Raw genomic sequence first — 12,092 nt, 5'->3', positions numbered from 1 at the left:
CCGGTGATGAGCGAGGGAACCGAACTGGGCTTCCGCTGGCGGACCTTGGTCCACCGGTGGGCGACCGGGCACCATTTCCACTGCTACGAGGACACCGTCTCGCTGTCGCTGACATTCGATCTTTCGGAGGCGGGGAAATCCGTCACCCTCCGGTTCATGACCACCAAAAGGCTGCTGGTCGCGTTTATGACCGACGGCCGCTTTCTGCGCGGTGACCAATTGGCGACGGCCGCCGCCGCGGCGAACGCGTGGAACACCGAACAGCTGGTTCCCATGCTGTCGGTGTGGGACGTACGCGGCCCCAGACCCTGTATCGCCGGGGTCTGCACCCTGCCGCTCTCCTGCCGGATGAACCAGCAGGAATTCGATTCTCTGGCCAGTGATTGGGTGGAACAGGCGCGGCAGATGTTCACGCGGTGCCACCAGGTGTTCCAGTTGTAGGCGGGATTGGTGTGAATGGCCAAAACCCTTTCGGACGCCCCGTCCAGGCGTCATATTTGCGATGTGCGTTTCGGGGTCGGGGGAGGGTTTTCGCTCATGGGGTTTCTCCGGTGGATCCGGTCGAGACGTCTCGTGACCGGTTCGGTCGGGCTGATCGCCCTTGCACTGCTGCTGGTCCCGGCCACGCCCGCCGCCGCCAAGGACGGCTGCTCGGGAGACCTGGCCAAGCGGCTCGACTGCTGGGCCGGCCGGGTCGGCACCCAGGACGCCGTGGTCGTCACCCTGCACACGCCGCTCGCGCTTGACGGCAAGCGGGACGACTGGAAGATCTCCCAGCGCAAGTCCGTGTTCGCCGAGGGCCCGCTGGTCGTCCTCGTCCCCGCCGGGCATGCCACCGGCGCGGGCGGCACGCTGCTCCTTGTCCTCGCCGGTGACCGGCTCGTCGCCCCGGACGCCGAGATCACCCGGCTCGACGCCGGCACCGTGACCGACCTCAAGAACGCCGGGGCCTGCCCGGGGAAGGTGTGCCAGCTCGTCGACGGCACCGGCCGCAAGGGCAAGGCGCTGCGCGGCCAGGACCTCCTCGACGCGGGCCTGGCCGCCCCGCTCGACAAGAACACCGACAGCGTGGGCACGGCGGACGGCGGCTCCTCGCCGCTGCTGCCCGCGCTCGGGACCGCCGCGCTGCTGCTCGTACTCCTGGCGGCGTTCGTGATCGTCGTACGCCGCTCACGGGGCCCGCGCCCGGCATACGCGACGGTCTCGCCGGGGTCGCACGCGAAGCAGACGCCCACCCACCGGGCGACCACGGAGACCGCCACGGTCCCCGCCGCCCGCCGCCGCACCCACGGTCGTGACGTGGGCGGCCCGTCGGGCCCCAGCCGTACCGCCGTCGTCCGCACCGAACTGCACCCGCAGGGATACGTGGAGCTCGACGACTGCCTCTACCGGGCGGTCTGGGCCGAGCCCGAGGCCCCCGCGCCCGGGCCCGGCGCGCGGGTCGAGGTGACGGAGGGGCGGGTCCGGGACGCCGGGGTCCTGTACGCGTACGGGGCCGACGACAAGACCGTACGTATCACCAGGGACCGTACGCCGCACGGCAGTTGAGACAACAGGACCGGACGGGGAGAGACCGCGATGCGCAGGCAGCAGCCACCCAGGACGCTTCCGGCGGAGTACGCCGACATCGAGTTCGAGAACAACGCCCAACGGCTGCCGCTGGTGCTCTGCCTCGACACCTCCAGCTCGATGACCGGCCCGCCCATAGACGCGCTCAACCAGGCGCTGAGCGAATGGACCCGCGAGCTCCACGACGACGTCAGCCTCAGCTACAGCGTCGAGGTCGCCGTGATCACCTTCGGCGGGCGGGGCGTGACCGCGTGGCGCGGGGCGCGGCCGCTCGAACCGGGCGCGCCCGTCGGCCCGTTCGTGGCGGCCCACCAGTTCGAGGCGCCGCGCCTGGCCGCTTCCGGGGTGACCCTGATGACCGAGGCCCTTGAGCTCGCGATGCACGTGGTGGCCGCGCGCAAGACCGAGCTGCGCTCGCAGGGACTCCAGTACTACCGCCCGCAGATCTGCCTGGTCACGGACGGGCTGCCGACCGACGGCATGGGTCATCTCACCCATTCCTGGCAGCGGTTGGTGCCGGTGCTCGCCGAGGAGCAGGCGGCGCGGCGCTTCCGGCTGTACGCGATAGGGGTGGGCGGCCTGACCGACATGGCGGAGCAGGTGCTCCAGGCGTTCGCGCCCAAGTTCAACGCACGCCTGCAGGGGTTCCCGTTCCGGCAGCTGCTCCAGATGATGTCGGCGAGCGCGGGCGCCGAGCAGAAGGGCGCGGGCGACGAGGTCTTCGAGAAGATCTTCAGCCAGTTCAAGACGCAGCGCCCGGCCTGGGAAGCCTGAGCGCCCATGGCCGCCCGGACGAACGGCAGTTGGCGGGTGCACGGCCTGAGCGTGGAGGGCTACCGGCACCGGCGGGACAACGTGCCCTGCCAGGACGCCTGGAGCTGCGCCACACATGGATCGGTGACGGTGCTCGCGGTCGCCGACGGCGCGGGCAGCAGGCCGCGCTCGGACGAGGGCTCGCGGCTCGCGGTCGACCTGGCGGTGGAGCACTTCGGCCGGCTGCCCGCGTCGGAGGTCGACGGCCCCTTCGCGCATCGCGTCCTGCGCCAGGCGTTCCTGCGGGTGGCGGACGACTTCGCGGACAGCACGGGCGGTTCGGCGGACTTCGCGACCACGCTCACCGTGGTGGTGCTCGCGCCCGGCTGGCTGGGGCACTGCAGCGTGGGGGACGGCTTCGTGGTGCTGCGGGCCGGGACCGAGGACGGCGAGCGGCAGTTCCATCTGCTGCCGCAGCCCGACGCGGTGAGCGAGTACAGCAACGAGACGGTCTTCCTCACCTCACCGGACGCGGCCCGCCGGATGCGTACGGACTGCGTACGGGACGAGGGCGTCGACGCGGTCCTGCTCTCCACGGACGGCCTCGCCCAGGCGGCCCTGTCCTGGTCGGGCGGGGTCCCGCAGACGGCCAACGAGTCCTTCGCGGCAGCGGTGCTGCGCTCGCTGGACGCGGGGGCGGTGGAGGCCGGGTCCGAGGACGAGAAGCTGGCGGCACTGCTTCGCTCCGACCGGCTGACGGCGCTCAACGGCGACGACAAGACGCTGCTGCGGGCGGTACGGGTGGGGGGCGGGGTATGACGGGCCCGGGCGGGCGGACCGTGCTGCTCGGCGGTACGGCGGTGGTCCTGGCCCCGACCCCGCTGAAGGGCGGCGGCCAGGCGGCGGTGTACACGGTCGAGGGCCACGACGGGATCGTGGTGAAGCTGTACCGGGACCGGCCGGGCCCGGAGCAGGAGCGGCGCCTGAACCGCATGCTGACGATGGCCCCGCTGGGCGGCCGCCCGACGGACCGCTCCCAGCGCCCGGAACTGGCCTGGCCGACAGCACCCGCGCGTTCACCCGGCGGGGAGTTCCTGGGCTACGCGATGCAACGGTTCGGCGAGCCCGAACACGTCCAGCTGGTGGGCCTGTTCACGCGGGCGCAGCGCGTGCGGCTGTTCCACGACCGGGCGGACTGGCGGTTCCTGCTCGGGGTGAGCTGGAACCTCGCGTTCATGACGGCCCGGATGCATCACGAGAACCTGGTGATCGGCGACTTCTCCAGCAGCAACGTGGTCGTCGACGCGAACGGCTTCGTCACGTTCCTGGACTGCGACTCGATCGCGTTCACGGATCCGGTGACGGGGGAGCTGTTCCCGTGCCTGATGCATACGACGGACTATTCGGCGCCGGAGAGGCAGGCGGGGGGGCCGGCGACTCGCGAGAGCGACGACTTCGCGCTGGCGGTGTTGGTCTACCAGCTCCTGACAGCAGGCAACCACCCCTTCGGGGGTGTGCCCCACGAGTCGGTGTCGGAGTCGACGGTGCAGGACAACATCGCGGCGAGCATTTCGTATGTGGTGTCGCCGGAGGTGGTGGTCGTGCCGAGGGGGACTGTCGACCCGTCCGTGCTCCCGCCGGAGCTGCTTGGGCTGGCCCGGGCGGCGTTCGGGTCCGGGGTCCACAACCCCGGGGCCCGCCCCTCGGCCGAGGACTGGCTGCGGGCGCTGGACCGTGAGCGGTCGCGAGTACGGGTGTGTTCTGTGCGACCGATGCATTCGTACGGGTCGCACTTGTCGGGGTGTCCGTGGTGTGCCCGGGCGGCGGCGACGGGGCATGACGTGTTCAACCTGGGCCCGGTGGCTGTGCCCCCGCAGCCCACTTCGTGGAGGGCGCTGGTCGCGGTGGCGGTGCTGGTGCTGCTGGTGGTGATCCTGGCGGTGTTGTAGCCCCCGCCCCGCCCCTTCCCGAAACTCTCCGAGGGATCTGGTCGGCTGCGGATCGTGCTGGGTTGCTCGCGCAGTTCCCCGCGCCCCTTGATGGGTCCTTCGGGCCCTCCTTTAGGGGCGCGGGGAACTGCGCGACCAGCCCCCACTCGCTGCCCGCTAGCGAGGACGAGCACCAGGGCGACAATTACGCGGAGTCCCAGGCGCAGGGCAACCTAGACCGAGAGAGCGCGTCCGTCGAGCCCATGTTGACGGCCTACCATCAGTTGCAGGCCGAATCGCTGTCGCAGGCGGCGTCTGTGGCCATGATCGAGCAGGTGCGAAAGGGCAAATCGTGACGACCGAATCCCCGCGCTGGTTCAAGTCTTCGTACAGCAACAACGGCGGCAACTGCGTAGAGATATCCGCCTGCCCCCACACCATCCACGTCCGGGACTCCAAGCTCGGCGGGGACGGGCCGACGTTCGCCGTCCCCGCCGCCGCCTGGGCTCAGTTCACGGCCGGGATCGCCGGGGACAGGTAGGCGAAGACCGTGTCGGCGGCCGTGCGGTCGTCGTCGATTCGGGCGCGGCCGGACCGGACCGCCTCGTCGAAGTTGGCGAGGAAGTCCGGGCCGTCCACCAGGAGGCGGTCCAGCGCGGCCCGGGGCAGGGCGATCGTCGCCTGGGGCTTGTCGACGCCGGGCGGCAGCGTGTCGCCGCGGGTGTCCGTGTAGACCAGCACGCCGTCGCGCAACACCGTGACGCCCGACTGCCCGGTGTCCGTCAGGTTCCACAACAGCACGATGGGGACGGCCTGTTCGGCCGCCCGGGGGCCGTCGAGACGGGCGGCCACGGTGGCGAAGTACTGGGCGGGGTTGGCGTACCGCACCAGGTCGCCGACGACCGGCCGTACGGCGGTCGGCTGCGGGCCGTCGGTGTGCAGATTCCGCGCGGCCGTCAGATAGATGTTGCGCAGGGGGCCGTACTCGGCGAGGTAGCCGAGTTGGGTCAGGGCGAGGGCCTGAAGGGTCTTGGCGGCGCCGAGGACTCCTGCGGAGACCGTCGCCGGGTCGCAGGCGGCGGCCACGACGTGGTCGAGGAGTTCGACGACCCGCTCGTAGTGGGGCGCCTCGGCCTCGTACTCGCGGCGCGCCGCCCTCAGCACCTCGTGCGCGCCGCCGAGCGCGCGAACATAGCGCTTGGCGGTGGCGCCCGTGGCGGGGGTCGCGGCGACCGCGTCCGTGGCCGCGACGTACTCGTGGCCCAGCAGGCGCAGCCAGGTCTGGCGGGCTGCCTGCGTCGCGGTGCCCACGTAACCGGACGCGTAGAACGGCCTGTTGGACGGTTGGGACTGGCGCCGCACCCACGCGTCGCGGCGCGCGGCGAGCCGGGCGGTGACGTTCTTGCGGCCCCAGCCGGGCCACTCGTACGCCCCGGCGACCGTCTCCGCGACCGGGCCGAAGGCGCGCAGGGTCTCGTCGAGGTGGCGGGCCCGCACGTCCCCGAGGCCGCCGAGCAGGCCGGGGGCGGTGAGGTAGAGGACCTTGCGGTCGGGCAGGTAGAGGTTCATCTCGGCCGGGGACTGCAACCCCGCCGCAGGTTGGAAGACGATGTCGATGCCGTCCACGTCGGCCCTCCCCGCGATGTGGTCGGTCGGCGGGATCAGTGTCGCCTCGCCCGCCGAGACGGTGAGCCCGGGACCGCTGTCGATCAGCCCGTACGGGCCGACTTCCAGACGGGTGCCGTACGTGTGGTCCACCAGGCACGCCGTGGCCATGCCCTCGACCACATGGCGGCGCACGGCGTCGTCGAGGAAGCCGTCGGGCGCGTACACCCTGAGGTCTTCGGGTATTTCGTCGCCGTGCTCGGCGAACAGGCCGCGCGAGCCGCCGAAGTGGTCGACACAGCTCGCGGTGTAGACCACGGCCCTGACCGGGCGGCGGTCGTCGGTGGTCCTGCGGTAGAGCCGCAGCGCGTACTGGGCGGTCTCGTACGAGCCGAGCGGGTCGATCACGATCAGGCCGGTGGCGCCCTCGACGATCGTCATGTTCGCCAGGTCGTAGCCGCGCACCTGGTAGACGCCGCCCCCGTCGCCGCCGGTCACCAGGTAGAGCCCCGCCATCGCGTTCATCCGGCCCTGCCGCCACACGCGCGCGTTGACCGAGACGGGGATCTCCTCGGCCTCGCGCAGGAAGTCGAAGCGGCCGTGGTGCCAGGCGTAGCCCGTGCCGTCGCCGGTCCCGTCGCGCGCGGGGATCGCCTCGACGTCCGGCCCGGCGATCAGCCCCTGCGAGGCGCCCCGGAAGTCGGAGCCGTCGGCGGGGGCGCTCTGCTCGGCGGGACGGTTGCTCTGGATGACGAACGGGGTCGGTGCGACGTTCTCGTGCTGCTTGCCGTCGGTCATGGGGCTGCCTCCTGAAGGCTTCTCGACGAGGCTTGTCGGCGTGCTGCTCGGCATGCTTGTCGGCGTGGGGAAGCCGCACCGGCCGGGGGCCGGGTGCAGGCCGGGAACGTAACGTGGGGCCTTCGTAAACGGTAGGCCGCACTCCTTTTGAAATCCCGTTAATGGCCGACAAACGCCCGTACTGAACCAGCCATGTCATTTCCCCGGAGGAACCATTTCCCGCCCGTTCGCGGCATGGCGCATTCCGGCCCCTGAAATCCGTTGCCAGAGACGATTCCCAGCCCCTATAAATAGCTGACACGTTCCGCGACCCGGAAACGCATGTGACCGCTGGGGTGGGGGGAAAGAAGTGCCCGAAGAATTATTCGATCACGTGTCCGCAGGATCAGCGGCGCCGAAAAGCGTGGTCGTACCCGGAAACGACATAGCCGCCCAGGTCGATGAAGTACGGCGGCTCCATCCCGATCTCCACGAACTGCTCGATCCGGGGCGCATCGAGCAGTGGCGTGAAGCACTCCGGGCCGAGGGGGTGGGACGGGACGACTTCGGACCCGAGGACTCCGGTGGCCGCGGGATCAGTTACGTACAGGCGCAGCAGCGCAACGTGGAGGCCCGGATCCATGGGATCGGGCAGCTCCTCGGCCTGATCCGGCGGCCCGTCGGCCCGGATCCGGCCGGGCCGTGCCAGGTCGTCGACCTGCTCGGCGGGGACGGGCTGCTGTGGCGCGTCCGCGCCCTGCTCGGCCTCCACGATCTGTCGATCATCACCTGCGACGCCTCCCCGCACATGGTGGCGGCGGCCTGGGCAGGGGGCGTCCCGGCCCTGCTCCAGCGGGCCGAACAGCTGCTCTTCCGGCCCGATTCGGTGGGCGCGGTCGTCCTCGCGTACGGGAGTCACCACATCCATCCCGACGCGCGCCTGGGCGTCGCCGAGGAGGCCCATCGCGCGCTGCTGCCGGGCGGGACCTTCGTGCTCCACGACTTCCTGGTCGGCTCGCCCGTCGACCGGTGGTTCGGCGAGGTCGTCGACCAGTACGCGCCCACCGGCCACCCATACACGCATTTCACCCGCACCGAGATCGCCGAATACCTGATCAAGGCCGGATTCGAGGCGTACGAGATCCTGGAGATCGACGACCCTTATGCGGCCGTCGGACGCACCCGCGAGGAAGCCGAATCGCGGCTCGGCGAATATCTCGTGGACATGTACGGACTGAGCCGGGCGCAAAGGTCGCTCGGCGACAGCGCGGCATTCCGCTGGGCCTTCGCGCGGGCGAGGGAGATATTCCGCTATCCGCCGGGCGAAGGCGCCCTGACGGAATCCGTCACGGAAAACCTCGGCGGCACGCGCGGCTGGCGGTGCACGGTGCCCCGGCGGGCCGTGGTGGGGGTCGGACGAAAGCCGGGCCGATGAGGCTGTCCCGTTCAGCGCATTCCCGGAGGAATCCGAAGAAGCATCTGCTCATCCTCACGCTGAAGCACAGCTCGGTCACCACGTTCGAGGAGCACATCGACCACGCCGCCCACACCGTCACCTATCTCGCCGATCCCAAGGCGGCGGAGTACGTCTCGCGCTATCGGGGCGAGGTCGCCGAGCTGGTCCAGGTGGCGGACCCCACCGATGTGGAGGGGCAGATCTTCCCGGCGGCGGCCGCGATATTCGGCCGCCACGGCCCGGCCGACGCGGTGTTCACGTCGTCGGAGTACGACCTGCTGACCGCCGCGCGCATCCGCGAGCGGTTCGGCATCCCCGGCATGACCGAGGCGCGGACCCTCGCCTTCCGGGACAAGGTCGTCATGAAGGAGCAGCTGTCCGGCACGGGCGTCGCCGTCCCCCGCTTCACCGCCCCGGCCACCTTGGACGCGATCGCCGCGCTGACGGCCGGGACGGGCTACCCGGTCGTACTGAAACCCCGACAGGGAATGGGCAGCCGGGGCATCCACGTCCTCACGGATTCCTCCCAACTGCCTTCCGCTGTACGGGAGATCGATCCGAATGCGTACGAGTGCGAGGAGTTCGTGCACGGGCCCATCTACCACGTCGACGGCCTCATGGGCGCGAGCGGGCTCCGGTTCCTCACCCTCTCCCGGTACGTCAACAGCTGCCTGGACGCCACCCGGGGGCTTCCGCTCGGCTCGGTCATGGTCGACGATCCCGAACTGCGCCGGATGGCAGCCGAGTTGACCGAGACGGCGCTGACCGCCCTCGAACTGCGCGACAACGCCTTCCACCTGGAATTCATCCTGCGCGACGGGCGCACCCCGGTGTTCCTCGAAGTCGGCGCACGGGCGGGCGGCGGGCAGATCCAGCCGGTGACCGAGGAGCTGTACGGCGTCGACCTGCTGCGGACATGGGTGGCCCTCCAGCTCGGCGAGGATGTCGAGCTGCCGTCCGCCCTGCACCCGGTCGGCGGCTGGCTGGTGATCCCGGAGCCGTGCGAACCGCCGTACCGGGTCGTCGACATCGAGCCGCTCGCCGGGCGCGTCCCGCACCTCTACCACGAGCAAGTACCGCACCCCGGCGAGGTGTTCGACGCGGCCCGGCTGCGGCGCGACCGCTGGCCCGGCGGCCGGTTCCGGTACGCGGGGCCGTCCACCCGGGCGGTCGAGCGGGCCGTGCGCGACACCATCCGGCACTACCGCCTGGAAGCGGTGGGCCTGGGCGGCGGGCCGGCGCGGGGGGAGCTGACCTCCCGCAGTCTGCTGCGATGAGCACGGGCACCCGGTCGGGGCTCATCGGCCGCACCTTCGCCAGCGTCGCCCTGCACCGCAACTACCGGCTGTTCTTCGCCGGTCAGACCGTCTCGCTGCTGGGCAGCTGGGTGCAGAAGTTCGCCCAGGTGTGGCTGGTGGCCGACCTCACCGGCTCGTCGGGTTCGGCCCTCGGCACCCTCGTGGCCTGCCAGTTCGCGCCGTACGCCGTGCTCGGTCTGTTCGGCGGGGCGATCGGGGACCGGCTCGACCACCATCGGGCGATCATCGCGACCCAGGCGGTGCTCGCGGGCTGCGCCGTGGCGCTCACCGCGCTCGCCTACGGCGGCTCGCTCCAGGTCTGGCAGGTGGACGCCATCGCCGCCGTGCAGGGCACGGTCATGGTCGTGGACACGCCCGTACGCAACGCCTTCGTCGTCCAGATGGTCGGCCCGGACCAGCTGGCCAACGCGATCGCGCTCAACGTGAGCCTGTTCAACGCGGCCCGCACCCTCGGCCCCGCGCTCGGCGGCATCGCCATCGCGGCCGCCGGGGTGCGGCTCTGCTTCCTGGTGAACGCGGTGAGCTTCGTGCCCGTGCTCGCCGGGCTGCTGCTGATGCGGCGCGGCGAGCTGCACCCGCGCACACCGGCCCCCTGGTCGGGGCCGCGCGCACTGCTGCGCGGCGCCGCCGAGGGGGTGCGCCTGGGCTGGCGGATCCCGGCGGTGCGGACGGTGATGGCGCTGCTGCTGGCGGTCGCGGTGTTCGGGACGGGCTTCAACGTCGTCCTGCCCGTCCTCGCCACCGACACCCTGCACGGGGGCTCGCGGCTGCTCGGCGCTCTGTTCACCTGTTACGGGATCGGCGCGGTCTGCGGCGCGCTCGGCAGCGCTTCGAGGGGCCGGGCGAGCCGCACCGCGCTGCTCGCCGCGTGCGGCGCCTTCGGGACGCTGCTGGTACTGCTCGCCCCGTCGCGGAACGTCGTGCTGTGCGGGGCGCTGCTGGCCTGCACCGGGGCCGCGTTCACGGTCTTCACCTCGAACGCCAACACCTCCCTCCAGGCCGCCGTCCCCGACGCGATGCGCACGCGTGTGGTCGCGCTCTACTCGTACGCCCTGGTCGGGACGTCCCCGGTGACCGGCCTCCTCGCGGGCCGCCTCATCGAGCTGGGCGGACCCGTGCTGGCCCTGGGGGCGGGCGGGGCGGTGATCGCGGCGACAGCGGGGGTGATCACTCTCGTACGGGCGGGGCCGTAGATCACGGCAAGTGGCACATCTCACCCGGTTCGGCCACCTGCGAAGCAATCCAAGCCGGGGTGCGGCCGGGACCGGCGTTCCCACGGTTCACCGGGTACCGCCGCATTCCGATGGAAGCCCGGCGTCCGCTCGTACGGGCCCGGGCGGGCGTACCGGCGCACAAACACCGCGCGTGGCCCGAAACGCGCCCGTAAGGTTTCCGACATGCAGGTGATCCAGTCGACGAAGCTCGCCAATGTCTGTTACGAGATCCGGGGCCCGGTTCTCGAAGAAGCCATGCGGCTGGAGGCGGCAGGTCACCGCATCCTCAAGCTCAACACCGGCAACCCCGCGGCCTTCGGCTTCGAGTGCCCGCCGGAGATCCTGGAGGACATGCTCCGCAACCTCTCCGGGGCGCACGGCTACGGCGACGCCAAGGGCCTGCTGTCGGCCCGGCGCGCGGTGATGCAGCACTACCAGACCAAGGGCATCGACCTCGACGTCGAGGACATCTACCTCGGCAACGGCGTCTCCGAGCTGATCCAGATGTCGATGCAGGCGCTGCTCGACGACGGCGACGAGGTGCTCGTCCCGGCCCCGGACTACCCGCTGTGGACCGCATCGGTCTCGCTGGCCGGCGGCACCGCCGTGCACTACCGCTGCGACGAGCAGGCCGACTGGATGCCGGACCTCGCCGACATCGAGCGGAAGATCACCGACCGCACCAAGGCGCTGGTGATCATCAACCCGAACAATCCGACGGGTGCGGTGTACGACGAGGAGATGCTGCGCGGCCTCACCGAGATCGCCCGCCGCCACAACCTGATCGTCTGCTCGGATGAGATCTACGACCGGATCCTGTTCGACGGCGCCACGCACACGCCGACGGCGGTCGTCGCCCCGGACCTGATGGTCCTGACCTTCAACGGCCTGTCCAAGAACTACCGGGTCGCCGGTTTCCGCTCCGGCTGGCTGGCGGTCTGCGGCCCCAAGCAGCACGCGTCCTCGTACATCGAGGGCCTGACGATCCTCGCCAACATGCGGCTGTGCGCCAACATGCCGTCGCAGCACGCGGTGGCGACGGCGCTGGGGGGACGGCAGTCGATCGAGGACCTGGTGCTGCCGGGCGGGCGCCTGCTGGAACAGCGGGACACGGCGTACGAGCTCCTTACGCAGATCCCCGGCGTGACGTGCGTGAAGCCGAAGGGTGCGCTGTACCTCTTCCCGCGCCTGGACCCGTCCGTCTACAAGGTCAAGGACGACCGGCAGATGGTCCTGGATCTGCTCCGGGCCGAGAAGATCATGGTGGTGCACGGTACGGGCTTCAACTGGCCGGAGCCGGACCACTTCCGGATCGTGACGCTGCCGTCGGCGAAGGATCTGGCGCAGGCGGTTACGCGGATCGGGGCGTTCCTGGACGGCTACAGCCAGATGTAGGCGCGCGTTCTGGCCTCGACTCAACTTTAGACAGAATCTAAGCTAGGATGGTCTCCTGCAACAGAAGGAGGCCATC

At 70.9% G+C, this 12,092-nt stretch carries 11 protein-coding genes and 1 pseudogene; 11 read left to right on the top strand and 1 reads right to left on the bottom strand.

The window, feature by feature from the left end; all coding sequences use genetic code 11:
- Positions 1–6: 6 nt before the first annotated feature.
- The 7 genes and pseudogenes from ACT1U9_RS10950 (at position 7) to ACT1U9_RS10920 (ending at position 4,791) form a co-directional block, all read left to right on the top strand.
- Positions 7–441, top strand: a complete 435-nt coding sequence (locus tag ACT1U9_RS10950) for a hypothetical protein (protein WP_444538151.1) — start codon at positions 7–9, stop codon at positions 439–441.
- Between the two features lie 132 nt (positions 442–573).
- A complete protein-coding gene (locus ACT1U9_RS10945; RefSeq protein WP_444538150.1) occupies positions 574–1,548 on the top strand; it encodes a hypothetical protein in 975 nt (324 codons plus the stop codon).
- Positions 1,549–1,578: 30 nt separating this feature from the next.
- Complete coding sequence (locus tag ACT1U9_RS10940) at positions 1,579–2,343, top strand: vWA domain-containing protein (protein ID WP_444538149.1); 765 nt, start codon at positions 1,579–1,581, stop codon at positions 2,341–2,343.
- A 6-nt stretch (positions 2,344–2,349) separates the two neighbouring features.
- On the top strand, positions 2,350–3,141 hold the full coding sequence (locus ACT1U9_RS10935) for a PP2C family serine/threonine-protein phosphatase (protein ID WP_444538148.1): 792 nt from the start codon (positions 2,350–2,352) through the stop codon (positions 3,139–3,141).
- Positions 3,138–4,271, top strand: coding sequence for a hypothetical protein (locus ACT1U9_RS10930; protein ID WP_444538147.1), 1,134 nt, complete (start codon positions 3,138–3,140; stop codon positions 4,269–4,271). Before ACT1U9_RS10935 ends, ACT1U9_RS10930 begins: the two co-directional genes overlap by 4 nt.
- Before the next feature lie 185 nt (positions 4,272–4,456).
- A pseudogene (locus tag ACT1U9_RS10925) lies at positions 4,457–4,606 on the top strand (transcriptional regulator); the annotation flags it as partial.
- Entirely contained in the window at positions 4,603–4,791 is a 189-nt protein-coding gene (locus tag ACT1U9_RS10920; RefSeq protein WP_444538146.1) for a DUF397 domain-containing protein, read from the top strand. The pseudogene ACT1U9_RS10925 and the gene ACT1U9_RS10920, both read left to right, overlap by 4 nt.
- Here the strand turns inward: ACT1U9_RS10920 and ACT1U9_RS10915 are convergent.
- Positions 4,758–6,653, bottom strand: a complete 1,896-nt coding sequence (locus tag ACT1U9_RS10915; protein ID WP_444538145.1) for an alkyl sulfatase dimerization domain-containing protein — start codon at positions 6,651–6,653, stop codon at positions 4,758–4,760. The genes ACT1U9_RS10920 and ACT1U9_RS10915 overlap by 34 nt on opposite strands.
- A 403-nt stretch (positions 6,654–7,056) precedes the next feature.
- Here ACT1U9_RS10915 and ACT1U9_RS10910 point away from each other — a divergent pair, with 403 nt between their 5' ends.
- The 4 genes from ACT1U9_RS10910 to ACT1U9_RS10895 all read left to right on the top strand — a co-directional run bounded on the left by ACT1U9_RS10910 (position 7,057) and on the right by ACT1U9_RS10895 (position 12,016).
- Positions 7,057–8,067, top strand: a complete 1,011-nt coding sequence (locus tag ACT1U9_RS10910; RefSeq protein ID WP_444538144.1) for a class I SAM-dependent methyltransferase — start codon at positions 7,057–7,059, stop codon at positions 8,065–8,067.
- Positions 8,064–9,365, top strand: coding sequence for an ATP-grasp domain-containing protein (locus ACT1U9_RS10905; RefSeq protein WP_444538143.1), 1,302 nt, complete (start codon positions 8,064–8,066; stop codon positions 9,363–9,365). Before ACT1U9_RS10910 ends, ACT1U9_RS10905 begins: the two co-directional genes overlap by 4 nt.
- Positions 9,362–10,600 (top strand): MFS transporter, encoded by a 1,239-nt coding sequence (locus tag ACT1U9_RS10900; protein ID WP_444538142.1) that lies wholly within the window; start codon positions 9,362–9,364, stop codon positions 10,598–10,600. The genes ACT1U9_RS10905 and ACT1U9_RS10900 overlap by 4 nt, the downstream gene beginning before the upstream one ends.
- A gap of 204 nt (positions 10,601–10,804) precedes the next feature.
- Positions 10,805–12,016, top strand: a complete 1,212-nt coding sequence (locus ACT1U9_RS10895) for a pyridoxal phosphate-dependent aminotransferase (RefSeq protein WP_444538141.1) — start codon at positions 10,805–10,807, stop codon at positions 12,014–12,016.
- The last annotated feature ends 76 nt before the right edge of the window (positions 12,017–12,092 follow it).

This window comes from Streptomyces sp. BR1, from assembly GCF_052373795.1.
Lineage (GTDB): Bacteria > Actinomycetota > Actinomycetes > Streptomycetales > Streptomycetaceae > Streptomyces.
Note: the sequence above shows the minus strand (reverse complement) of the source record. Positions and strands in the feature narration are given on the sequence as shown.